This is a genomic window from Streptococcus sinensis, from assembly GCF_000767835.1.
In the GTDB taxonomy this organism is placed as follows: domain Bacteria; phylum Bacillota; class Bacilli; order Lactobacillales; family Streptococcaceae; genus Streptococcus; species Streptococcus sinensis.
The window spans coordinates 33115-56628 of the sequence record NZ_JPEN01000074.1 but is presented as its reverse complement, the minus strand read 5'-3'; the positions used below and the strand labels follow the sequence as shown (position 1 = coordinate 56628).

The window sequence follows — 23514 nt, the reverse complement described above, 5'->3', positions numbered from 1 at the left end:
AATGATGGAAAAGTATGAGGAGAAAATGATGAATCAAACTGTTCAATATTTACAAGAATTAACGGCTATCCCTTCCCCAACAGGCTTTACGGCTGAGGTGGCAGACTATTTGGTAAAAACGCTGGAAGAAATGGGCTATGAGCCTGTCCGTACCAATAAAGGCGGTGTCCATGTTGTGGTTAAGGGAGAAAATGATGTCCAACATCGGGTCGTGACTGCCCATGTGGATACTCTGGGAGCTATCGTGCGTGCAGTCAAGCCAGATGGTCGTCTCAAACTGGATCGGATTGGCGGTTTCCCTTGGAATATGATTGAAGGAGAAAACTGTCTAGTCCATGTGGCCAGCAGTGGCAAGACTATCAGCGGGACTATCTTAGTTCACCAGACTTCCTGTCATGTCTATAAGGATGCTGGGACGGTGGAGCGGACTCAAGACAATATGGAAGTGCGTTTGGACGAAAAGGTGACGAGTGAGAAAGAAACGCGGGATTTGGGAATCGAAGTCGGCGATTTTATTTCCTTTGATCCGCGAACAACAGTTACTGAGTCAGGTTTTATCAAGTCCCGTTTTCTCGACGACAAGGTCAGCGCAGCTATTTTGCTCAATCTTCTGCGCGTCTACAAAGAGGAAAATATTCAGCTGCCAGTGACGACTCATTTTGCCTTCAGTGTCTTTGAAGAGGTTGGTCATGGAGCTAATTCCAGCCTGCCAGAGCAAGCGGTGGAGTATTTGGCAGTTGATATGGGGGCTATGGGTGACGATCAGCAAACAGATGAGTACACGGTTTCCATCTGTGTTAAGGATGCTTCAGGACCTTATCACTATGGTTTCCGCCAGCATTTGGTAAACTTGGCTAAGAAGCAGGATATTCCTTACAAACTGGACATCTATCCATTTTACGGGTCGGATGCCTCTGCAGCCATGAGTGCAGGAGCAGAAGTCAAGCATGCCCTGCTAGGCGCTGGCATCGAATCCAGCCACTCTTATGAGCGTACCCATATTGACTCGGTCGTGGCAACTGAGCGCATGGTGGATGCTTATCTGAGAAGTGGGTTGGTGGAGTGAGAAAGGATTAAAAATATGAATAAAAAAATTGAATTGAAAAATATTTTTACACCGGGTTCACAACCTGATGTAACTTATAATGATAGATTAGGTATTGGACTTGAAGAACAGCTTGAACAATTAGTGTACTTTGATGGTCAACTAGGAGTCGTTGCTGGGAAAAGTAAATTAGGAAAAACAGTATTAGTGAATCGAAAGTTTCCTAGTAATGAAGTGATTTTTATCCAAGAACAAGACTTGAAAGATAAATCTATTGAAGAAGTAATTCATGAAAAATTAGGTATTGAAAGACCTGTTAAGACTCGGACCAGCTACACTAACTCTTCTTTTGATTCAGAAGTTGAAGTTGGAACAAGTCTTGAATCAATTCCTTTTTTAAAATTTTTACAAGCTAAAGGGTCACTGAAAGGTGGTGTATCTAAACAGAATGGTACAGAAGTAAAGTATACGGCATCTTCAGATTTATTTCAATTAGCTATCGAGTATTTAATTACAAACAAAATAAAACTAATATTCGATGATTTTCATTATATAAATCCTCAACAACAAAAGGATATTATTCATAGGTTGAAAGAACCGATTAGTCGTGGTTTGCATGTCATATTAATTCTTATACCTATGAGACAAAATCAGCCAATTGAAGTTGAAACAGATATGAAGGGGCGAGTACAGTATGTAGAGGTTCCTGCGTGGAGTAATGAGGAGTTAGGATATATTGCGAGTAAAGGATTCAAAGAATTGAATGCAGAAATTAGCGAGGAACTTTTGATCTCGTTTGTGGAAAATAGTTTTAAAAATCCTTTTTTAATGCAAAAAATATGCGCTCAATATTGTTTAACGAAAGGTATAAAAGAGCGTAGTAAAGAAAAAATTTCTTTTGAGTATGATAAGAATGAAGTCGAAAAAATCTATAAATCGATAAATACTGGAGAAGATGAGACTGTAAGAAAATTACGAGAGGGAAAACCTACCAAAGGTAAGAGGAGGAATCTTTATTCTTTGAAAGACGGGACGGATGCTGATATATATACTATTCTAATCAAAGTTTTATCGAAACTTTGCCATCATGATAAAATTGCTTATACAGATTTTGTAGAAGAAGTAAGAAAGTCTCTTGCTGAAGATAAATCGATACAAAATAATCAAATTACTAATACATTGAAAAATATTAGTGAAATAGCTGAGAATATTTATCCCAAAGAACCAGTAGTAATTTTTAAAGACAATCAAATAATGATTGATAATGATATGTTTAGATTTTCTTTGAGATGGGGCCAAATTAAGTAAAAAAATTGACTATCACACTTATATCGTAAACAATATCATTTGAGTAAACTATTCACATAAAAATGCAAGGGAATAAGCCTTGCATTTTTATTCGACAGACCAGACACTGACTGACTTTTCTTCCACTGGAAATTCTCCCCAACCTTCGTCGTCAATGGTCACGATTTGAGAGCTCTTGTCCAGAGAATCTCTGAATTCTCTGCCGGCCCATTCTGAACCGACCAACATACGCTTGCTGCTGGCTTGGTCATTGCTGACAATAACAGCGATTGGCTGACCCCCGTCCTTTCCTTGACGAGTCCAGCCGATACAGTTAGCATCGTCAAAGTAGTCAGTCTGCTCGCCATAAGCTAGGTTGAGGCGGACATCCAAAAGCTTGTCCAGCACATCCTGAAAACTCTCCTGAGCAAACTGGCCCTCAATGCCATAGTAGTCTCCGTAAAAGACACAAGGAAGTCCAGCTTCTCGTAGAAGGATGAGAGCATAGGCTGCTGGCTTGAACCATTCTTCGACAGTGGACTCCAAAGCCTGTCCCCGCTGAGTATCGTGATTGTCCACGAAGGTCACGGCTGACTCAGGATGATTTTTTGCCAGAGTATGGTCAAAAATGGTCCGTAAGTCATAGTCTGCTCCAGCTCTGCTGGCATCAAAGAAATTATGGTGGAGCTTGACATCGACAAGGTCAAAGCGATAGTCAATACTTTCTAGATAGTCGTTATTGGCTGTCTCATCGCCATTCCAAAATTCTCCAAAGACATAGAAATCATCGCCATATTTTTCAGTAATATCACGGATGAAATTCTTCATAAAGAAGGAGTCAATGTGCTTGACAGCATCCAAACGAAAACCTTGGACTCCAGTTGTTTCGATAAACCAGTGAGCCCAGTCATAGAGATTTTGAATGACCTCTGGATGTTTGAAGTCAATATCGGCGTACATGAGATAGTCATAGTTGCCGTTTTCATTGTCCACCAGCTCATCATCCGCCCAGCCTTTATTGTCTCCTTGGATGAGGTAAATGCCAGACTTATTGTTTTTGGCATCGTAGTCCGTACCGGTGAAGTGATACCAATGCCATTCAAAATCATTGTAGGCTTTATTGCGACCTGGGAAGGTGAATTTAGTCCAGCCTTTGATTTCGAAAGGTTCTGACAAGACCTTTGTTCGGTCGTTAGGATCCACTTCAACGACGGTAAAGCGCTCTTTGCAGTCTGCTGCTGCCTTGTGATTAAGTACCACATCAGCCATGGGTTCAATACCGTTGGCTTTCAAAGTCTGGATAGCTTTTAGGTAGTCTTTCTTAAAACCATATTTTGTTCGGATGGTTCCTTTTTGGTCAAACTCACCCAAGTCGAAGAGGTCATAAACTCCATAGCCAACATCATTTGAACTCGTTGCCTTAAAAGCTGGCGGCATCCAAACTTTGCGAATGCCTTTTGATGCTAGGTTCGGAGCATCCTCCGCCAAGCGATTCCAATGCTGTCCATCATTTGGTAAGTACCATTCAAAATATTGCATTAATGTTTGATTTTCCATACTAGATACCTCACATTCTTAGTGATGGGTCTATTTTACCAAAAGAAGAATGATTACGCAAACGTTTGCGTAAATAATTTTTTACTTTTCTTACTTTTTCCGTAGATAAAAGGAATGTTATATTGAATTTAAAGCGCTTACAGAGTATAATGGACTTATCTAATAGATTTTATGTAAAGAAAAGGAGTCTTTATGAAAAAGAGAAGACTAGTCACATTGCTCCTGCCAAGCTTACTGCTTGCACCTTTGGTATTGTCACAGGCTGTCCAGGCGGATGAGGTGGCTCAGGTTACCAGTGAGCGGACGGAAAATATTAGTACAGAGGCAGCTACACCTGTCTCTTCTGAGCCTACTTCCTCAGTTCAGCAGCCGGCGATTGTAGAGGTTCAAAGTCAGGCTTCGTCTGAGAGTTCAGCGCCAGAAAAACAAGAAGAAGCAGTTATTTCAAGTGAAAAACTAGTTGCAAGTCCTGTAACAGCGAGTTCGTCACAGGCTCAGGCACCTTTAGCTTTGGCTCAAGAAGTCAGCTTAGCACCTTCCGCTGTATCAACTGTTGCAAAAGGGCAAGATTTGTCCGCTTATACCGGTAGCCTTTCAAATCCCGCTTTAGCTGATAAGGAACTGACCTTGCAAGAAGCAGTAGACGAGTTGTTAAACTGGGCAGCAGTCAGTCAGTCTCAACTGGGCAGCAGTGCTCAGGATAGAGTGAATCTGGCCAAGAGTCTGGGAATGATTGAAAAAGAAGCAGACCTGACAGCCAGCGTGCAGGGAAGCAATCTGCAGTCTATGTATGCAGTTGCCAAGCGGTTACATGATGCTTATCGTGCCGAAAAGAAAGCACCGCTCTTTTTGAACGGTCGGGCACAGCCGATTTTCCCATATAGCAGCGGGGAAAAGGAAGACCATGACTATTCTTATGAGAAAAGCGATATCGTCCGTTTTCCTGTCTATGTCGAGACGGATCATGATACGGATGGAGATGGCAAGCGGGATTTAGTCAAGGCAATTGTGCAGCTTCCCAAGGCAGCAGCTAAAGGTGATTTTAAAGCTTCAACGATTTTGGAAGCTCGGCCTTATGTTGCAGGAACTTTGGATGAAAAATATGTGACCTTGGAAAGTCTCAATTTGCCGACTAATGGTTCTTATGATATGAAGAGTCTGCGCAATCGTCCTGCTAAGCGCCAGCCTACTTCTAGTATGAGCAGCGTGGATGCAGCTAAAAAAGCCAAGGCATCAGATTGGTATTACTATAGTCCTTATGAAGGGATTTATGACTACGAAGATTTGAACTGGTATGATTATTTCCTAGTGCGGGGCTATGCCTTTATTTCCAGTGCTGGTCTGGGAACCAAAGGTTCAGAAGGCTTTAATACAACTGGCTCTGATTTGGAAATTGAAGCATTTAAGAATATTATCGAATGGGTCAATGGCAAACGCAAGGCCTATACAGACAGAACCAGCAATATTGAAATCAAAGCTGACTGGGCAAATGGCAAGGTCGGCATGACTGGTCTATCTTGGGCCGGTACGACAACTTTCGGAGTAGCAACGACTGGCGTGGAAGGCTTGAAAACCATCGTTCCAGCTGCGGGAATTGCCAGCTGGTATGATTATTTCAATAGTCAGGGGACAGCTTATACTAATCCGCCTTACAGTGACCTATCTTGGCTCTCACTTTATGTCTCCACACGGATTTTAGATCAGGATGATTGGGCTACTATCTGGAACAAGTACGCCGACTATATCAATCAGCTAAATAAGGACCAAAATGCCCACGGCCGCAATTACAGTCAGGTTTGGCGGGAACGGGATTATACCCTGCATCCAGAAAAGATAAAGACCAGTGCCCTGCTAGTGCATGGTTTAAATGATGATAATGTCAAAACCAAACAGTTCGAGCTTATGTACGATGCCTTGAAGAAAGCCGGCCAGAATGTAAAACTCTATCTCCATCAGGGAGACCATGTCAATCCAGCAGCTATTTCTAGAGGCTATGGTATCACAGCTAATAAGCAAGATTTCTATGACTTGCTCAATACTTGGTTCTCCCATTACCTCTATGATGTCGAAAACGATGTCAGCAAACTCCCTCCTGTTTTGGCACAAAACAACTACGATCCGAATAAATGGACCAGTTACGATAACTGGAAAAGTAGCAATCGTATGATTCTGACAGCCCAGTCTAAACGCTTGGAAGAAACGATTTCTAGTGACTATGCGGGGGCAGGGATTGACACTAGCAAGCGAGATGAAACAGTCAGTCAAGCTTCTTCCAAAGCGAATCTGACCTTTGTAACAGATGTCAAAGAGGATCTGACCATCAAAGGCCATATTCCTGTCCATTTCAAGGCAGCTCTGGCCAAGGGCAGCGGCAGAAATCTGCAGGTCAATGCGCTCTTGGTAGATGTATCAGACCAAGAATTTGATGTGGTCGGAAATGGTGCTGCTAGCGATGACAGTCAGACAGGTGGCTTCTGGATGGGCAGCAATCTCAGCAATCTGGATATTAAAAACTTTGCGACCGTCAAAACCAAATACAAGGTGATTGCTAAAGGCTGGCTAAACTTAGCTAATCCAGAATCAGGCTATACACCGTCCAGCTCGGAAAAAAGCATTAAGCCAAAAGTTGGCCAATTCCACGATTATACGATGTATTTACAGCCGAATCTTTATACGGTGAAAAAAGGCCATAAACTGGCTCTGGTTTTCAATACTTACGACCCTAGCGACCTCACAATTAAGCGTCAGTATGCAGTGACTTTCAAGACGGATTCCATCAGTGCGCTGTTGCCAACTGTGGAAGCGACTCGTTCGCAGAAGGCTACCTATGTACCAAATGCTCTTGATACCGAATATGCGAACTTGCCTGAGATTACTGGTGAAAAATTAGTTGCACCAGAAATCATAGAAGTTCCAGAATATATCTTTGACAGGAAAGAGCAGAAGGAAAGCCCGTCAGTTGACTTGAAGGTTCGCTATGCAGGACACTATGATCGGGGGACAGCCCAAGTGCAGCAATTAGCAAGTCATCAAGCTCAGCAAGCGCCAGCTGCCTTACCTAAAACAGGTAGCAATCCAGCAAAAGGAATGCTCCATCTTGGCTTGGCTCTGCTTTTCAGCACACTAGGTATGTCCAGCCTTGCTAAGAAATATTCTCATCGTTAACAGTCACTATTTAAAAGCAGCCAGAAATTCATAATTAGGTGAAGTTTGGCTGCTTTTGCCTTATCGTCTTTTAGCTGGACTCGACTTTCACTTAGATTTGATGTAAGGAGTGCCGGCAATATAGGGGTAGAAAGAATGAAAAATCATATTCAAGATATTTTTGACCAAAGTATGGCGATTGAAAGTTTTACCCATACTGGTTCTGAGCGGGAGATTGAAGCCTTTCTTCAGGAGCGGATAGGAGAGATTCCTTATTTTCAGGAGCATCCAGAACAGTTTGGCTGCTATCAGATTCCAAATGATTTTTATAACCGCAGTGTCAATTGGGCTTTGGTCAAGCAGGACACGGCTGACACCGTAATTCTTTTTCATCATCATGATACAGTGGATATTGAGGATTTTGGCAGTCTCAAAGACTGGGCTTTTGATAATCAGGCCCTGAAAGAAAAATTACCCTCCATTTCTTCAGATTCAGATCTTTTAGCGGATATTGCGTCGGATAAATGGCAATTCGGTCGGGGCTCTTGTGACATGAAGGCTGCTCTGGCCTTGCAGTTAGGTGTGGTGGAAGAATACAGCCAAAGACAGTCTGGTCAGGTCAATTTGCTCTATCTGTCTGTCGGGGATGAGGAGTCCTATTCCCAAGGCATGCGGGCAGCAACGGCCCTGCTTGCTAAATTGAAGGAGCGCTTCCAACTTCATTACCTTCTGGCTGTGGATTCTGAGCCTTTTGAGAGCCAGTCAGCGGAGGAAAAGGTGCTTCATATAGGAACAGTCGGCAAGTTGATGCCAGTTGTCGTGACTCAGGGTATCCTTTCTCACATGAAAGAGCCGCTCAAGGGGATCAATGCCCTGTCCTTGCTAGCCAAGGTTGCTGAAAAAATTGACCTTAATCCGGCTTTGTCTGACATGGTCTACGGCGAACGCTCTCCCCTGCCATCTTGGTCTTATCTGCGTGATTTGAAGGAAAATTACGATGTGTCAACTGTGCTGCGTGCTGCAGGTTATTTCAGCGTCCTTTATCTAGAAAAGAGTCCAAGTGAGCTGCTGGCGACCATAAAGAATCTCAGTCAGGAAGCAGTGGATGGCTTTTATCAAAACTACTGTCAATTGCAGAAAGTTTATGAAGAAAGCAAGCTTGTACCGAAACCGCACGTGCTGACCTATCAGGAATTACTGCAAGAATGCCAAGAAAAAATCGGTTTTGAAGAAACTTTGCAGCAGATTTATGAGGAAGCACAGAAAGCCTTGCAAGAAGGCGCATCCTATCAGGAAATCAGCATTCAAAATATCCAGAAAGTTTTAGATTTCTACGACCGTAAGGAAGCTTTGGTGATCCTAGCGATTGCGCCACCTTACTATCCATCCATGAATTGTCGCCGTCTGTCAGACAGTCCGATTGTGATTGATAAGGTCGTTCAACTTTATCGGGATTATCTGGAGAAGGAAGCTGGCTGTCAACTACAAGTGGACGAATTCTTCATGGGAATCTGTGACCTTAGTTACTGTGCCTTGGAGAAGCCTGCCACTGAGTACCAAGACCTGATTGCCAGTATGCCTGTACCGGAGAATCTTTACCAACTTGATTTTTCAGAAATTGCTTCCAATCATATCCCCGGCATCAATCTTGGTCCATGGGGGAAAGACTTGCATCAGCTGACTGAGCGTGTCTATGAGCAGGATATGCTGGAAACCATTCCCAATTTCCTGCTCTATCTGCTGGAAAATACTCAATCTTTCAAGGTTTAAAGGATGGTTCTGGCTTGTTTTAAAGCAAAATCCGAACTTTTTCGCTCATTTTAAGACAAATAAGTTTTAAGATAGTATAATAAGCTCAAAACATAGTAAAGGAGTTTCTCATGATTGAATTTAGAGATGTAACAAAAGACTATGATGGCAAGCTGGCGCTTAACCACCTGAATCTGACCTTGGAAAGCGGTGAGATTGTCGGTCTCATCGGTCACAATGGAGCGGGTAAGTCAACAACCATTAAATCCTTGGTCAGCGTTATCAATCCGACACAAGGACAAATTTTTGTGGACGGCAAGGAGCTATCCAGTAATCGTCTAGAAATCAAGAAAAAAATCGGTTATGTAGCCGATTCTCCTGATCTTTTCTTACGTCTGACAGCCAATGAATTTTGGGAGCTAGTGGCGACTTCCTACGATATGACCACGGCAGAAGTAGAAGCTCGTTTGGGTGAGTTGCTGGCTATTTTTGATTTTGCCGGCCATCGCTATGAAGTGATTGAGTCGTTTTCACACGGTATGCGGCAGAAGGTCTTTGTCATTGGTGCCCTTTTGTCTGATCCAGATATCTGGGTCTTGGATGAGCCTTTGACGGGCTTGGATCCTCAGGCAGCCTTTGATCTCAAACAGATGATGCGTGAGCATGCCGATAAAGGTAATACAGTTCTTTTTTCAACCCACGTTTTAGAAGTGGCCGAACAGCTATGCGATAAGATTGCCATCCTCAAAAAGGGAGAGCTAATATTCTATGGCACGATTGAAGGATTGAAAGGTCAACATCCGGAACAGTCCCTCGAAGCCATTTACCTAGGTCTGGCAGGCCGCAGAGAAGAGGTGAGTCCAGATGCGCCTTAAAGTGATTAAAAAATTAGTTGATATCAATATCCTCTATGCTATCCAAACTTCTCAGCTGCAACAATACCGCAAGAAGCAGGCAAAGAATCCCTCGGTCAAGGTCAATGTTTCCCTGCAGGCTATTCGGATGTACCTGATTTTGGGTCTGGTCTACCTATTCATCTTTGGTATCATGAGTGCTTTCAATCGCATGGTAGGAAATCCGGGCCTTTTTGCTAATATGGTTTCCATATTTGCCATGTTTTCCATGTCGCAGGGTTTCCTCGTTTTCTATAATGTCTTTTATGAAAGCAAGGATTTGCAGTCCTATCGGCCTTATGCCTTTAGTGAATCAGAAATCATCGTAGGAAAGAGCATCTCTGTTGTTCTGACCCTCTTGATTGCGATTCTGCCCATGTATAGCTATTTCATTGTTCTAGGTCTTCAAGGTGGAAATCCTTTAGTCGGTCTTCCTATGGCCTTGATTTCGATTGTGATTTTAAGTTCGGTTTTGACCTTTGTCATTTTGATTTTGGTGCATTTTATCACCAAGACAGCCTTCTTTAGAAAGTATAAAACCATCCTATCCAATGTGATTCTAGGGCTTGTTTCCCTAGGTTCGGTAGGACTTTATATCTTTATCAATCAGATGAATAGCCGTAGCATCGCAAGCAACACAATGGCCACACCTTATTTCCCGCCAGTTGTAGCCTTTTACGATTTTATTATTAATCCTTTCAGCTTGACTGCGGTTTTAGGAATTCTAGCTTGGCTCGTCGTAGCAGCCTTTCTCTTTTTACTGGTCAAGTTCAAGGTGATACCGGAATTTTATGAAGCGGCTTTGATGACGGGTGCAGCAGGAGGAAAACGTGAGCGCGTGCATGATATCAATATGGATGAGGCTAAAAATTTCAAGAAATTTGTGTGGCGCTATCATCTTCGGCTGCTGAGTGAAGGTTCAGTCGTTTTACAGGCCCTCTTTATGTCGGCACTGATTCCCTATATCATTATTTTTAGTATGGTCATGGGGACAATCAATGCAGGCTTGGATATTAGTCCCTTTCTGATTCCACGGTATTTGCTCCCGCTTATCTTTCTATCTATGTTTATCGCTACGCTCAATTCAGGGGGGAATAATCTGACCTCTATCGGTTTATCCTTAGAGAGGGAAAATTTTGATTATCTGAAGGTTTTGCCTTTTGATTTGAGAAAATATATTCGTCTCAAATTCTGGTATCTTTTTGCGATTCAATCCATTTTGCCAGTGATTCTCCTTTTTGTGACCAGTCTTCTATTTCATATCCATTTGGTGACATTTCTTGGTATGCTGCTGACTTGGTTTATGGCTAGTCTAGCATGGAGTGCTTGGGGCTATCATCGAGACTATAAACACTTGGTGACCAACTGGTCCAATGTCAACGAGCTGATGAATCGGGATAACAGTATGGGGAAAACCCTGTTGGCTCTCTTATTTACTTTTGGAATTATCATTGTGATAGGGCTTTTCTATATGATTTCCTACTTCCTACCTCTCACAGTCCTTTATTTCCTTTCGGCGGTATTGATTCTTGTTTCCGGCCTCATATCTTATCTGACCTATCGAGACTACATGAGGCGACTCGATAAGGAAATCGCCAGTTTTTATTAAAAAGTACTGAGATGCTTAGAAAATATCAGAAATATGAGGTCTGGCAAAACACATTCTGAGTAAAGGCATATTTCAAATAACTATCTCAAAAAGGCTTAGAAGAACGTTTCTAAAAAACGTGTTTCTAGGCCTTTTATGATGATACAAAGATTAGCGTCTTTACCAGAAAGATATTTCACCTCTCCGCTATTATTGAAGATTTAAACAATCATGGTATTCGCCTTCAATCTCTTCATGAAAATATTGAGACAGATTCTTTAACTGGTAAATTCTTTTGCTTAATGCTGGGATATGTGGCGGAATGGGAACTTCAGGCTATTTCAGACCGCACAAAAGACGGACTTCGCAAAGCTAAAGAAAAAGGTGTGAAACTCGGCAACAAGGGACTATCTCGAACCAAAGAAAAACAAATAATCAAGGAATACCTGCAAAAAGAATTATCTGTGCGAAAGATTGCCAGTCGCCTCAATATTTCTACTGCCACCATTTACAGTATTCTAAAGAGAAATAATATCCAAATCAACCGAAAAAATGTCCTATAAATTATTGACAAATCTCTAAAAAAATAGTAAATCAAACTCTTATTTGTACTTTTTCTTTCCCCTAGAATTCTTGTTAAACTGAACCTACCTCTGCTACAATGGCAAGGCTAAGTTAAACAAGGAGATAATCGTGACCAAATACTACATCAATAAATTCAAGGATCTACGGGAAATCAAAATCGGCTATGCTCGTGTCAGCTCCACAGACAACCGCCAAGAGTTAGGCCTAGAAGTTCAGAAAGAAGCTCTGAAGTCTTGTGATATACTTTTTATCGAAAAAGATTCAGGATCTCAAGATAACAGGGTTCAGTTACTTAAAGCATTGAAACTGGCTAAAGAATTTAAGCAAATCAACAAACAGGTCTCGTTAGTCGTTTACAAGTTGGATAGACTAACTAGAAAAATGTTTACTCTAGTAAATATATTGGACGACCTAACTATTCATGATATTCAATTAATCAGCCTGAAAGAAAATATTGCGACAGACTCGCTAACTGGCAAATTACTGCTTGTTATTCTAGGATACGTCGCGGAGATGGAACTAGAAGCTATACGCTCCAGAACCAAAGACGGTTTACGTAAAGCTAAGGAACGAGGTGTTAAATTGGGCAATAAAGGAATTTCTAAAACGAAGGAAAAAGAAGTTATCCAGCTATATCAACAGTCAAATCTAACGGCTAAAGAGATTTCTCAAACTTCCAACATATCCACGGCCACCCTTTATAATATCTTAAAGCGCAATAACATAAAAACAAAATCAAAAAATACCCTCTAAGTGCTTGCATTTATGAGATAAAATGGTAGAATAAGACTGTCAAAACATTCTAGCAGACGAACGTTTGTTAGAATTCTCAAAGATTGAAAAATTCATTTTCTGAATGCTGGTTTCATAAGGTTTTGTGCCTTTTTTGAAGCTAGCATTTTTTGTTTTTAAGCGTTCTATTTGACGTTCGTCCATTAGAATCTACCAAATGCTTTGTAGCAGAGGTTATTTGGGGAGAAAAAGTTTAGACTTTCAAAAACAAAAAACGGAGGAAAAACAAATGAAAAAAGTTGCAAAATATGGAATCACCCTACTGTCTGTAGCTGTTTTAGCGGCTACTACTTCAGCAGCAACAGTTACTGCTGATGATGTTGCTGGGGATAATGTCTCAGCGGTTGAAACGGTTACTCCAGCGAAGCAAACTTACTCTGTTGGAATTAACCATCTGGATGAGCATAGCCGCCTAGCTATTGTTCCTCCAGAAGAGCATGAAAACCTCCCGGCAGGAGTCTATACTTATAGACCTGTAGAAGTTCCGGGTTATAAGTATTCTGGCTACTACATCGTTGATGGAGTGGACCAGAGAGTCTACGCCAACGAATTTGTTGTTGATACAAATAAGTTGGTGGAACCAGATGCAGGGGTTTCTTTCTTTTATGAGAAGTTTTATCCAACTCCAAAACCGGATCCAACTCCAACTCCGGATCTAAAACCGGATCCTACGCCAGACCCAACTCCGCAACTAAAGCCAGAGCCAGAACCACAGCCTGCCCCTAAACCAGCGCCACAACCTGGCGACGATAATAAGGGTGGACAAGCTAAACCTGACGACAACGGCAAAGGTGACGGCAAGGCCGAAAATCCAGCAGATAACCAAAAACCTGCGGATAAAGGCACCGCAAAACAGCCAGAAGGTGAAAAACCTGCTGACAACAGCAAAGCTCCAGACCAAAGCAAGAAGTCTGAAACTGTGAAGCCTAAAGCGACCGAAGACAAAAAAGAAGAGACTAAAGACAAACTCCCAAATACTGGTGAAGCTGTTTCTAGCCTAGGGTTCCTAGGCGTAGGACTCCTTTCTAGTTTAGGTTTAACTAAGAAACGTTATAAAGGAAGACACGAACGTCACTAATATCTAAAGTTTTGAAATGGTTATTATAGATAAATAAAATCTGTTTATAGTCTTATAAGGACTTATTTGATAATAATACATTTAAAAAGACGGTTATTTTTGAACCGTCTTTTTATTTACCTATAAGAAGTGTGAACTCAGATTACTTTTAGACTGCTGAGTGTCAGACTATCTTGTTGGCAGCTTTCTACATGAAATAAACAATAGCCAAGTACTGGAGAGCAGAAGCAGCTAGGATGAAGAGATGCCAAATCATGTGGAAGTAGGGCTTCTTTTTAGCATAAAAACCAGCGCCGACTGTGTAACAAAGACCGCCTGCTAGCATCAGTCCCCAAAACACTGGTCCAGTTTGTCCGATAATTTGCGGGATGATAAAGATCACCAGCCAACCCATAATCAGATAAAGGGCCAGGCTGAATTTCTCATTGACCTTCTTGGCAAAGATTTTGTAGAGAATGCCGAAGATAGTCGTGCCCCACTGAATCGCGATAATCAGATAGCCCCGCCAGTCATTCATGAGTGAAAGGACGACGGGAGTATAGCTGCCCGCGATGGCAATGTAGATCATGGAGTGATCGATAATCCGCAGGATATATTTGTGGGTCGAGCCATAGGACATGGAGTGGTAAATAGTGGAGGAGAGAAACATGAGGAAAAGGCTGATGACAAAGATCGAAGTACCGATAGCAGAGACTAGGCCATGCCCTTCATAGCTGTAAACGGCAGAAATCGGAAGGAGAATCAGCATCAAAACAGCTCCGACGGCATGGGTAACAGCATTGGCAATTTCCTCTCCAAAAGAGAGCTTTTTACTGAGTTTAAGCGCGTAGTTCATCGTTATTTTCCTCCTTTTTGGGCACTTGGATAAAGGCTAGGGTTTGCTGGTAGAGCTTGACGGTCTGACAGGCACTGGCAATGATTGGCGTCACTTCAAGTTTCTGTCCATTCATGTAATCTACAAAGTCATTGTAAAGCTTTTCAGACTGGGTTTGGGCATTCAGCATATCCAAAGTAGTTGCAATATCCTGAATAGAAAAAACAGTTTTTAAGCTTGTAATGGCAATCAAACGGGCAACTTGTTGGCGATTGTATTTTTTCTTTAAGGGTTTATCAAGATAGGCATGTTTAACATAGTTATTGATCATTGATGCGGTCAGTCCCTTATCCGAAGCGGTGAAAGCAGGCTTGCAGACATTATTGACATAGAGCAGGACTTGGTCCAAATATAGATCAAGATCAGGCAATTCATCCCATCTTGGAAAAAGAATTGTTGTTTCCAAATTTCAATCTCTCTTATATCTAGTCTTGATAACTAGATAATATCATTTTTAAAAAATAAAGTCAAGAATAAATCCATGTTTGATAAAATCTGCTATAATCATTAATAAAGTAAAGTAGGAATGCAGACTCGCAGTCCAACGTTAGAAAGAGTAAGTATGAAGATTTTAATCCCAACTGCTAAAGAAATGAATGAAAAGCAGAGCTCGCTGGGTCACTCCCAGTTGATGCTAAAAAGCCAAGCTATAATAGAAGAGTTGTTGCAATTCTCAGCCAAGGAGCTGGAAAAATTATACAAAATCAGTCCGCAAATGGCTGAAATAGAATATCAGAGAATTCACAATTTGAGCAAGAATGAAGCGGAGACTTACCCAGCCTTGCTTTTATTTGACGGGCTCATGTATCGCAATATCAAGCGAAAAGATTGGACACAAGAGGAGAAATCCTATATTCAAGAGCATTTGCTTTTAACTTCTAGTCTATATGGGGTCATTCCTGCCCTTAGTCCGATTGCCCCTCATCGGCTGGACTTTTTGGTGGGGCTGAAGCCCAATGGTCAAACGCTGAAAAAATTTTGGCAGGACGATTATACAAAAGCAGTAGCGGATGAAGATATGCTGCTTTCTTTGCTGTCTAGTGAATTTGAGGAAGTTTTTGATAAATCAGTCAGAGATAAAATGCTTCGTTTTAAATTCTTAGAGGAAAAGGCTGGCAAACTCAAAAGTCATTCTACCATTTCCAAAAAGGCGCGTGGGCAGTTTCTGACTGCTTTGATGGAAGCGCAGGTCGATAAACTTGAGCAAATCAAACAGCTCTCTTTTGCAGGTTTTGCCTTTCGAGCTGACCTATCGGATGACAAAGAATTCATCTTTGTAAAGGAAGAATAAGAAAAGGCTTCACTTGGATCTTATCTAAGTGAAGCTTTTACATATTCTGTTAATTGCACTTGATTCTGTAATTCGATGAATTTCTCAGGGAAAGTCTGGCGAACTTTTTGATAGCGATTTTTAGTCCTTTTTGTCCGGCCATCCCAAAGGATCCAGCGGATAAATTCCCAGTCAAACTTCTCAGAACAGCCTGGTGCCATGCTTTCTCTAGTTTGATTGCGATATTTTAGATAGCGTTTGAAAGCCCGATAGAGGCAGCTCCAGCGAGAAAAGTTCAGAAAGATGATTTGGTCAGCCTCTTTCATCCGCTTTTCATAAAAACACCAAGAGTAGTTGCCATCAATGACCCAGGATTGATTTTGCTGGAGGAAATCTGCTAAATCAGCTCGAACTTTGTCCTGACTGCGAGCCTGCCAACTTACTTTAAACTGGATCGTGTCCAGATGAAGGACGGGAAGTTGGTAGTATGATCCTAAATGCTGGGCCAAGGTTGATTTTCCTGAACCCGAGTAGCCAATGATAGCAATTTTCATTAGAAGTCTCCTTTGTTTAATGTGCAACAAAAAAAGCTCCTCAGAGCTCCCTTTGCATGCGTGGCGCATTATTTAGCAAGTTTAGCTGAAAGACGTGCTTTGTCGCGGCTTGCTTTGTTTTTGTGGATCAAACCTTTAGTTTCTGCTTTATCGATAGCTGAGCTAGCAGCACGGAAAAGTTCTTCAGACGGGTTTGCTTCAAATGCTTTAATTGCAGTACGCATAGCTGATTTTTGAGCTGAGTTTTTTTCGTTTTGTTTCACGTTCAATTCAGCGCGTTTGATAGCTGACTTAATGTTTGCCAAGTTATTCACCTCCATTGAAAATACTAACTATCTAATTATATATGAAAAGTTTTGATTTGACAAGCCTAAATTATTTTTTTAGATAGATTTCATCAATTTCATGGTTTTCTGCTTTGTGTAAAATAATCTCAGCTCGGTTACGAGTGGGCTCGATGTAGTCCAGCAGATTGACGAGATTAATTGTTTTCCATATATTTTGCGCGAAAGCCATAACTTCTTCATCGGACTGGGTTGTGAAGCGATAATAGTAGTTGGTTTGATCGTTTTCAGCTAGAGACAGCATTTTTTTAAAGCGATCCAAATACCAAGATTCGATATTGTCAACTTCGGCATCTACATAGATAGAAAAGTCAAAAAAGTCGGTCATATACAGCCGTTCATTCTGTGGATTTTGGAAAACATTGATTCCTTCCACAATAACAAAGTCAGCAGCCTTGATTTCTTGCTTTTCATTTGGGACAATATCATAAATTTCATGCGAATAAACAGGGATTTGATAATCCTGACCATTTTTGATGGTGTCTAGGAAATCAAGGAGCAGCTCCATATTGTAACTTTCTGGAAAGCCCTTGCGATTTAAAATTCCTGCTTCAATCAGGGTTTGATTGGGGTAGAGAAATCCATCTGTTGTAACCAGTTCGACCGATGCATTTGAAAATGTCCGCGATAGGAGGATTTGCAGCAGCCGGCTGGTGGTTGACTTTCCAACGGCGACACTACCGGATACTCCAATGATAAAGGGCTGTTTTTTGCTTTCTTTTTGCAGAAAAATTCCTTTTGAAAAGGCAAGGTCTTCCTTGGCACGCTTGTAAATCTGAATTAAATTTGTCAGTGGCAGATAAATATCAGTCACGTCCTGAAGGCTGATTTTATCATTGAAACTTTTAATAGAATCGAGCTCTGCTTCAGTGAGCGGTGGATTTGTTTTGCGATGCAGATTCTGCCATGTGTGGCGGCTGATTTTTTCAAAATGAATAAATTCGTTAGTCATAAGTTACTCCTATATGATGGATTTTAGTATAACATACTTTTGGAGAAATGAAAACGATTTACAAATCTAGAAAATTTATGATAAAATGGTTTTATGACTAAAATGTATTTTGCAGAAAATCCGGATGCCAAACATGACATTCATGAATTAAAAGTGGAACTATTAGGACAACAGATGACCTTTTTAACGGATGCTGGTGTCTTTAGCAAAAAAATGATCGATTACGGCAGTCGAGTTCTTTTATCTACTCTGGATTTTGGAAAAGGAAAAACCTTACTGGATGTCGGCTGTGGCTACGGAACTCTGGGCTTGACCCTGGCTAAAGCGCAGACTCTAAAGGTCACTCTAGTGGATATCAATCAGCGGGCTTTAGACTTGACGCGGAAAAATGCGGAAGCGAATCAGGTGTCTGCCGAGATTTTCCAATCCAATGTCTATGAAAATGTGACAGGAAAATTTCAGCATATTATCAGTAATCCGCCGATTAGGGCTGGTAAAAAGGTGGTACACGAGGTTATTTCAGGCAGCTACAATCATTTGCTGGATGACGGAGATTTGACGATTGTTATCCAAAAGAAACAAGGAGCACCCAGTGCTAAAGCTAAGATGGAAGAAGTGTTTGGCAACTGCGAGACTCTCAAGAAGGACAAAGGCTATTATATCCTAAGGAGTGTGAAATAAAGATGCGGGCAGTTGATATTATTCAAAAGAAACGAGATGGACTAGAATTGTCCAGTCAAGAGATTGAATGGCTGATTGAGGGATATGTAGCTGGAACAGTGCCAGATTATCAAATGTCTGCCTTTGCCATGGCTGTTTATTTTAAAGGAATGACCACTAGGGAAATTTCTGATTTGACCATGACCATGGTGGGGACAGGCCAGCAGTTTGACCTGTCAGCCATTTCAGGGATTAAGGTAGATAAGCATTCGACTGGCGGAGTGGGGGATAAGGTAACTTTGATTTTGGCTCCTTTAGTAGCTAGTTTTGGAGTGCCAGTTGCCAAGATGAGCGGTCGAGGCTTGGGGCATACGGGTGGCACCATAGACAAGCTAGAGTCTGTCAAAGGCTACCAAGTGGAGCGCAGTCAGGAAGATTTCATCAAGCAGGTTCAAGATATCGGTCTTTCTGTGATTGGCCAGTCAGACAAGCTAGTCAAGGCAGACAAGCTCCTCTATGCCCTACGCGATGTGACAGCTACGGTCGATACGATTCCTTTGATTGCCAGCTCAGTGATGAGTAAGAAAATCGCCGCTGGTGCAGACAGCATTTTGCTGGATGTGACCGTTGGTGAGGGTGCTTTTATGAAAAATCTGGAGGATGCTCGTATCTTGGCTCGTACGATGGTTGACTTGGGCAAGGCGGTCGGACGCAGGACGGTTGCAGTTATTACGGACATGAGTCAGCCTTTGGGCACTAGCATAGGCAATCGTTTAGAAATCTTGGAAGCTTTGGATATTCTTCAAGGAAAAGGTCGTGCGGATATTACAGAGTTTGTTTGTGAGCTAGCTCAAATTATGCTTGATTTAGCTAATGTTCAGAAAACGATTCCAGAAATCAGAGAGCATTTGACTAATGGAGCAGCGCTGAAAAAATTTGAAGAGATGATTCAAGCTCAAGGTGGTGATGTAGAGGATTTATACCGTCCATCGAAAGCAGCTTACGTGGTAGAAGTAACAGCTACTCAGGCAGGTTATATCACAGAACTACCAGCTATGGAGTTTGGCCTCTTCGCTATGAGACTGGGAGCAGGACGGGCAGTTAAATCTGACGACTTGGATTATGAAACAGGAATTGTTTTTGAAAAGAAGGTCGGAGACAAGGTCGAAATTGGAGAAGTTTTTGCAAAAATTTATTCAAATGAAAAAATTTCTCAAGAACTAGTTACAGAATTCCAAAAAAATGTTAAAATAGGGAATGAAAGCGTTGCAGTAAGCGAGATTATCGAGGTAATTTCTTAATTCTAGGAGAATCCAACATGAAGTTAAACAAATATATAGACCATACGCTTTTAAAACCGGAGGCGTCAAAAGAGCAGGTTCTGAAGTTAATTGAAGAAGCAAAAGTTTATGATTTTGCCAGTATCTGTGTCAATCCAACCTGGATAGAGTTTGCTGCAGAGCAGCTGAAAGGTTCAGATGTCAAGGTTTGTGTGCCAATTGGTTTTCCTTTGGGCGCCAACACTTCCGATGTAAAGGCCTTTGAAACGAAGGACGCAATCCAAAAAGGTGCTGGCGAAGTGGATATGGTCATCAATGTCGGTGCTCTGAAATCAAAAGATTATGATTTGGTAGAGCAAGATATCCGTGCGGTTGTAGAAACTGCTAAAGGTACCTTAGTCAAGGTGATTCTGGAAACTTGCCTGCTGACAGATGAGGAAAAGGTTAAGGCTTGCCAACTGGCTCAGAAAGCTGGAGCTGATTTTGTTAAGACCTCTACAGGATTTTCAACTGGCGGTGCGACAGTCGAAGATGTCGCCCTCATGAGAAAAACAGTTGGTCCAGACATGGGGGTCAAGGCTTCTGGTGGTGCCCGTTCTTACGAAGCTGCTCTAGCCTTTATAGAAGCCGGTGCGACTCGGATCGGAACTTCGGCTGGTGTAGCGATTATGGAGGGAGACGTGGCTAATGGCGACTACTAATTTGATTGATTTAGTTGTAGAAACCACGAAGAATGCCTATGTTCCATACTCTCATTTCCCTGTCGGAGCTGTTTTAGTAGCTAAAAATGGACAAGTTTTCACAGGTGTCAATATCGAAAATGCTAGTTTCGGCTTGACCAATTGTGCAGAGCGAACAGCCATTTTTAAAGCTGTTTCTGAAGGAATTTTAGACTTTGAGGAATTGATTATTTATGGAGAGACTCAAAAACCAATCTCTCCCTGTGGTGCCTGCCGCCAAGTAATGGCAGAGTTTTTTGATAAGGATCTACCAGTGACTTTGGTCGCTAAAGATAAATCGACGGTCGTGATGACGGTCGGGGAATTGCTTCCATACACTTTTACAGACTTAACTTAAGTCTGTTGCTGGTCGTTTGACCAAAATTAAACTCGCAACTAAGTTGCACATCTTATATAGGAGGTTCAGAAATGAACAAGAAACAATGGCTAGGTCTTGGTCTAGTGTCTATCGCGGCAATCGGACTTGCTGCATGTGGTAATCGCGCGTCTAAATCAGACAGCTCTAATGCTAAAACTGATTTAAAAGCTGCTATCGTAACTGATACTGGTGGTGTAGATGACAAATCATTTAACCAGTCAGCTTGGGAAGGTATCCAAGCTTGGGGTAAAGAAAACGGTCTGTCTAAAGACAATGGCTACACTTACTACCAATCTAACGATGAGTCACAATACGCGAACAACCTAAACCAAGCTGCTACGGATGGTTATAAACTAGTATTTGGTATCGGTTTTGCCCTTCGTGATGCCGTTGAATCTGCAGCAAAAGACAATGCAGAGATTAACTACGTTATCGTCGATGATGTGATTGAAGGCCAAAAGAATGTTACTTCAGCTGTTTTTGCGGATAATGAAGCTGCTTACCTTGCAGGTGTTGCTGCTGCTAAAACGACTAAAACAAAACAAGTTGGTTTCGTAGGTGGTATAGAAGGCGCAGTTATCACACGTTTTGAAAAAGGTTTTGAAGCTGGTGTGAAATCAGTTGACCCATCTATCAAGATTCAAGTAGACTATGCTGGCTCATTCGGTGATGCTGCTAAAGGTAAGACAATTGCTGCTGCTCAATATGCTGCAGGTGCAGATGTGGTTTACCAAGTTGCTGGTGGAACTGGTGCAGGTGTTTTCTCTGAAGCAAAAGACTTGAACGAGAAGAAAAATGAAGATGAAAAAGTTTGGGTACTTGGTGTTGACCGTGACCAAACTGAAGAAGGTAAATACAAGTCTAAGGATGGTAAAGAGTCTAACTTTGTTTTGGCATCAAGCTTGAAACAAGTTGGTAAGACTGTCCAAGACATCGCTAATCAAACTGCTAAAGGTAAATTCCCAGGTGGTAAAACAGTAACCTTTGGTTTGAAAGACGGCGGTGTTGATTTGACAACAACTAATCTTTCTGAAGATGCTAAAAAAGCTGTTGAAGAAGCGAAAGCTAAAATCCTTGACGGAAGTATCACAGTTCCTGATAAATAATTGAATGCTGAGCGATCCGACCTACTTGGGTCGCTCATTTTTCAGTTCTGACGCCTTTGCATCGATTAGGCCTACTAGGATATGAGTCCGACGAGGTTTGATCGACATAAAATGAAATTCTGGAAAGGAAAGAGCCATGACACATGAAAATGTCATTGAAATGCGAGAAATTACCAAAATTTTCGGTGAATTTGTAGCCAATGATAAAATCAATTTGCAACTCCGAAAGGGTGAGATTCACGCCCTTTTAGGAGAAAATGGTGCCGGGAAGTCAACCTTGATGAATATGTTGGCCGGCCTGCTTGAGCCGACTAGTGGTGAGATTGTAGTCAATGGAAAGCCAGTTAAGCTGGACTCTCCATCAAAGGCAGCCTCACTTGGTATCGGAATGGTGCATCAGCACTTTATGCTTGTGGAAGCCTTCACTGTTGCTGAAAATATCATTCTCGGAAGTGAGCTTACAAAAAATGGTATCTTAGACTTGAAACGCGCTACGCAAGAAATTAATCGTTTGTCTAAGAAATATGGTTTGTCGGTCGATCCTTCTGCCAAGATTGAGGATATTTCTGTTGGAGCCCAACAACGTGTTGAAATCCTCAAGACCCTATACCGTGGCGCAGACATTCTGATCTTTGACGAACCGACAGCCGTTTTGACGCCAGCTGAGATTGATGAATTGATGAAAATCATGAAGAACTTGGTCAAAGAAGGAAAATCCATCATTCTCATTACCCATAAGTTGGATGAAATTCGTGCAGTTTCTGACCGAGTGACTGTTATTCGTCGAGGAAAATCCATTGAAACAGTTGAAATCGCTGGTGCTACTAACCAAGATTTGGCTGAAATGATGGTAGGACGTTCCGTTTCCTTTAAGACTGAGAAAGAGCCTTCTAATCCACAAGAAACGGTCCTTTCAATCAAGAATCTTGTTGTTGAAGAAAATCGTGGTGTTCCAGCTGTTAAAGGACTTTCTCTGGATGTTCGTGCAGGTGAAATCGTTGGGATTGCAGGAATTGACGGAAATGGTCAGACCGAGTTGATTCAGGCTATTACAGGGCTCAGAAAAACAAGTTCGGGTGATATCTTGATCAAGAACCAGTCTGTCGTCGGTAAGAGACCACGGCAGATTACCGAAATGAAGGTTAGCCACGTACCTGAAGACCGCCATCGTGATGGTTTGGTGTTGGCTATGTCTATTTCTGAAAATATTGCTTTGCAGACTTACTACAAGGAACCGCTCAGTAAAAACGGCATCTTGAACTACAATAATATTTACTCTTATGCGCGTAAGCTAATGAAAGAGTTTGACGTACGGGCGGCTAGCGAATATGTACCTGCTTCAGCCCTTTCAGGAGGAAACCAGCAGAAGGCTATCATCGCTCGGGAAGTAGACCGTGATCCAGATTTGTTGATTGTTAGTCAGCCAACTCGTGGACTTGATGTCGGAGCAATTGAGTACATCCATAAACGCTTGATTGAAGAACGCAGTCGAGGTAAGGCTGTCCTTGTTGTTAGCTTTGAGTTAGATGAAATCCTTAATGTTTCTGACAGAATTGCGGTTATCCACGATGGTAAGATTCAAGGGATTGTGACTCCTGAGGAGACCAATAAGCAAGAGCTTGGTATTCTCATGGCCGGCGGTAAGATTTAGAAGGGAG

At 41.9% G+C, this 23514-nt stretch carries 21 protein-coding genes and 1 pseudogene; 16 read left to right on the top strand and 6 right to left on the bottom strand.

What is annotated here, in order from left to right; genetic code table 11:
• Positions 1-28: 28 nt before the first annotated feature.
• Positions 29-1066, top strand: a complete 1038-nt coding sequence (locus SSIN_RS06730; RefSeq protein ID WP_037617252.1) for a M42 family metallopeptidase — start codon at positions 29-31, stop codon at positions 1064-1066.
• A 15-nt stretch (positions 1067-1081) separates the two neighbouring features.
• Positions 1082-2353, top strand: a complete 1272-nt coding sequence (locus SSIN_RS06725; RefSeq protein ID WP_037617179.1) for a hypothetical protein — start codon at positions 1082-1084, stop codon at positions 2351-2353.
• An 87-nt stretch (positions 2354-2440) separates the two neighbouring features.
• Here SSIN_RS06725 and SSIN_RS06720 read toward each other — a convergent pair whose 3' ends face one another.
• Positions 2441-3889 (bottom strand): alpha-amylase, encoded by a 1449-nt coding sequence (locus tag SSIN_RS06720; RefSeq protein WP_037617178.1) that lies wholly within the window; start codon positions 3887-3889, stop codon positions 2441-2443.
• Positions 3890-4081: 192 nt separating this feature from the next.
• On the opposite strand from SSIN_RS06720, the gene SSIN_RS06715 reads away from it, so the two are divergent.
• The 7 genes and pseudogenes from SSIN_RS06715 to SSIN_RS10560 all read left to right on the top strand — a co-directional run bounded on the left by SSIN_RS06715 (position 4082) and on the right by SSIN_RS10560 (position 13718).
• Positions 4082-7054 carry a CocE/NonD family hydrolase gene (locus SSIN_RS06715; RefSeq protein WP_037617177.1) on the top strand — a complete coding sequence of 991 codons (2973 nt, stop codon included), beginning with the start codon at positions 4082-4084 and terminating at the stop codon, positions 7052-7054.
• A gap of 135 nt (positions 7055-7189) precedes the next feature.
• On the top strand, positions 7190-8803 hold the full coding sequence (locus tag SSIN_RS06710; RefSeq protein ID WP_037617176.1) for a M20/M25/M40 family metallo-hydrolase: 1614 nt from the start codon (positions 7190-7192) through the stop codon (positions 8801-8803).
• Positions 8804-8913: 110 nt separating this feature from the next.
• Positions 8914-9657 carry an ABC transporter ATP-binding protein gene (locus SSIN_RS06705; protein WP_037617173.1) on the top strand — a complete coding sequence of 248 codons (744 nt, stop codon included), beginning with the start codon at positions 8914-8916 and terminating at the stop codon, positions 9655-9657.
• A complete protein-coding gene (locus SSIN_RS06700; protein ID WP_037617169.1) occupies positions 9647-11284 on the top strand; it encodes a hypothetical protein in 1638 nt (545 codons plus the stop codon). Before SSIN_RS06705 ends, SSIN_RS06700 begins: the two co-directional genes overlap by 11 nt.
• Before the next feature lie 146 nt (positions 11285-11430).
• A pseudogene (locus SSIN_RS06695) lies at positions 11431-11826 on the top strand (recombinase family protein); the annotation flags it as partial.
• A 130-nt stretch (positions 11827-11956) separates the two neighbouring features.
• On the top strand, positions 11957-12601 hold the full coding sequence (locus SSIN_RS06690) for a recombinase family protein (RefSeq protein WP_037617167.1): 645 nt from the start codon (positions 11957-11959) through the stop codon (positions 12599-12601).
• Between the two features lie 268 nt (positions 12602-12869).
• Entirely contained in the window at positions 12870-13718 is an 849-nt protein-coding gene (locus SSIN_RS10560; RefSeq protein WP_037617164.1) for an LPXTG cell wall anchor domain-containing protein, read from the top strand.
• Positions 13719-13905: 187 nt separating this feature from the next.
• On the opposite strand, the gene trhA is transcribed toward SSIN_RS10560, so the two are convergent.
• The gene (gene trhA, locus SSIN_RS06680) at positions 13906-14553 is read right to left on the bottom strand and encodes a PAQR family membrane homeostasis protein TrhA (RefSeq protein WP_037617161.1); all 648 of its coding nucleotides are present in this window, start codon (positions 14551-14553) and stop codon (positions 13906-13908) included.
• Positions 14537-14998, bottom strand: coding sequence for a DUF1836 domain-containing protein (locus SSIN_RS06675; protein ID WP_037617158.1), 462 nt, complete (start codon positions 14996-14998; stop codon positions 14537-14539). The genes trhA and SSIN_RS06675 overlap by 17 nt, the downstream gene beginning before the upstream one ends.
• Positions 14999-15154: 156 nt before the next feature.
• Here SSIN_RS06675 and yaaA point away from each other — a divergent pair, with 156 nt between their 5' ends.
• Positions 15155-15883 (top strand): peroxide stress protein YaaA, encoded by a 729-nt coding sequence (gene yaaA / locus SSIN_RS06670; RefSeq protein ID WP_037617156.1) that lies wholly within the window; start codon positions 15155-15157, stop codon positions 15881-15883.
• A 20-nt stretch (positions 15884-15903) separates the two neighbouring features.
• Here the strand turns inward: yaaA and SSIN_RS06665 are convergent, their stop codons facing one another.
• The 3 genes from SSIN_RS06665 to coaA form a co-directional block, all read right to left on the bottom strand.
• Complete coding sequence (locus tag SSIN_RS06665) at positions 15904-16416, bottom strand: DNA topology modulation protein (RefSeq protein ID WP_037617154.1); 513 nt, start codon at positions 16414-16416, stop codon at positions 15904-15906.
• Between the two features lie 68 nt (positions 16417-16484).
• Positions 16485-16721 (bottom strand): 30S ribosomal protein S20, encoded by a 237-nt coding sequence (gene rpsT / locus SSIN_RS06660; RefSeq protein ID WP_001274000.1) that lies wholly within the window; start codon positions 16719-16721, stop codon positions 16485-16487.
• Between the two features lie 70 nt (positions 16722-16791).
• Positions 16792-17712, bottom strand: a complete 921-nt coding sequence (gene coaA / locus SSIN_RS06655; RefSeq protein ID WP_037617151.1) for a type I pantothenate kinase — start codon at positions 17710-17712, stop codon at positions 16792-16794.
• 93 nt (positions 17713-17805) lie between these two features.
• Between coaA and SSIN_RS06650 the strand changes: the two genes are divergently transcribed.
• The 6 genes from SSIN_RS06650 to SSIN_RS06625 all read left to right on the top strand — a co-directional run bounded on the left by SSIN_RS06650 (position 17806) and on the right by SSIN_RS06625 (position 23507).
• A complete protein-coding gene (locus SSIN_RS06650) occupies positions 17806-18393 on the top strand; it encodes a class I SAM-dependent methyltransferase (protein ID WP_037617148.1) in 588 nt (195 codons plus the stop codon).
• Between the two features lie 2 nt (positions 18394-18395).
• Positions 18396-19673 (top strand): pyrimidine-nucleoside phosphorylase, encoded by a 1278-nt coding sequence (locus tag SSIN_RS06645; RefSeq protein WP_037617146.1) that lies wholly within the window; start codon positions 18396-18398, stop codon positions 19671-19673.
• 17 nt (positions 19674-19690) lie between these two features.
• The gene (deoC, locus tag SSIN_RS06640) at positions 19691-20353 is read left to right on the top strand and encodes a deoxyribose-phosphate aldolase (protein ID WP_037617144.1); all 663 of its coding nucleotides are present in this window, start codon (positions 19691-19693) and stop codon (positions 20351-20353) included.
• Positions 20340-20729: a cytidine deaminase gene (locus tag SSIN_RS06635; protein ID WP_037617142.1), complete on the top strand. Its 390-nt coding sequence runs from the start codon at positions 20340-20342 to the stop codon at positions 20727-20729. Before deoC ends, SSIN_RS06635 begins: the two co-directional genes overlap by 14 nt.
• A gap of 71 nt (positions 20730-20800) precedes the next feature.
• Complete coding sequence (locus tag SSIN_RS06630; protein ID WP_037617141.1) at positions 20801-21856, top strand: BMP family lipoprotein; 1056 nt, start codon at positions 20801-20803, stop codon at positions 21854-21856.
• A gap of 136 nt (positions 21857-21992) precedes the next feature.
• The gene (locus tag SSIN_RS06625) at positions 21993-23507 is read left to right on the top strand and encodes an ABC transporter ATP-binding protein (RefSeq protein ID WP_037617138.1); all 1515 of its coding nucleotides are present in this window, start codon (positions 21993-21995) and stop codon (positions 23505-23507) included.
• Positions 23508-23514 lie beyond the last annotated feature (7 nt).

Bases quoted from the DNA above. Each gene is read 5' to 3' on its own strand.
- SSIN_RS06730 (WP_037617252.1), top strand. From the start codon at position 29: ATGAATCAAACTGTTCAATATTTACAAGAATTAACGGCTATCCCTTCC.
- SSIN_RS06725 (WP_037617179.1), top strand. From the start codon at position 1,082: ATGAATAAAAAAATTGAATTGAAAAATATTTTTACACCGGGTTCACAA.
- SSIN_RS06720 (WP_037617178.1), bottom strand. From the start codon at position 3,889: ATGGAAAATCAAACATTAATGCAATATTTTGAATGGTACTTACCAAAT.
- SSIN_RS06715 (WP_037617177.1), top strand. From the start codon at position 4,082: ATGAAAAAGAGAAGACTAGTCACATTGCTCCTGCCAAGCTTACTGCTT.
- SSIN_RS06710 (WP_037617176.1), top strand. From the start codon at position 7,190: ATGAAAAATCATATTCAAGATATTTTTGACCAAAGTATGGCGATTGAA.
- SSIN_RS06705 (WP_037617173.1), top strand. From the start codon at position 8,914: ATGATTGAATTTAGAGATGTAACAAAAGACTATGATGGCAAGCTGGCG.
- SSIN_RS06700 (WP_037617169.1), top strand. From the start codon at position 9,647: ATGCGCCTTAAAGTGATTAAAAAATTAGTTGATATCAATATCCTCTAT.
- SSIN_RS10560 (WP_037617164.1), top strand. From the start codon at position 12,870: ATGAAAAAAGTTGCAAAATATGGAATCACCCTACTGTCTGTAGCTGTT.
- trhA (WP_037617161.1), bottom strand. From the start codon at position 14,553: ATGAACTACGCGCTTAAACTCAGTAAAAAGCTCTCTTTTGGAGAGGAA.
- yaaA (WP_037617156.1), top strand. From the start codon at position 15,155: ATGAAGATTTTAATCCCAACTGCTAAAGAAATGAATGAAAAGCAGAGC.
- SSIN_RS06665 (WP_037617154.1), bottom strand. From the start codon at position 16,416: ATGAAAATTGCTATCATTGGCTACTCGGGTTCAGGAAAATCAACCTTG.
- coaA (WP_037617151.1), bottom strand. From the start codon at position 17,712: ATGACTAACGAATTTATTCATTTTGAAAAAATCAGCCGCCACACATGG.
- SSIN_RS06650 (WP_037617148.1), top strand. From the start codon at position 17,806: ATGACTAAAATGTATTTTGCAGAAAATCCGGATGCCAAACATGACATT.
- SSIN_RS06645 (WP_037617146.1), top strand. From the start codon at position 18,396: ATGCGGGCAGTTGATATTATTCAAAAGAAACGAGATGGACTAGAATTG.
- deoC (WP_037617144.1), top strand. From the start codon at position 19,691: ATGAAGTTAAACAAATATATAGACCATACGCTTTTAAAACCGGAGGCG.
- SSIN_RS06635 (WP_037617142.1), top strand. From the start codon at position 20,340: ATGGCGACTACTAATTTGATTGATTTAGTTGTAGAAACCACGAAGAAT.
- SSIN_RS06630 (WP_037617141.1), top strand. From the start codon at position 20,801: ATGAACAAGAAACAATGGCTAGGTCTTGGTCTAGTGTCTATCGCGGCA.
- SSIN_RS06625 (WP_037617138.1), top strand. From the start codon at position 21,993: ATGACACATGAAAATGTCATTGAAATGCGAGAAATTACCAAAATTTTC.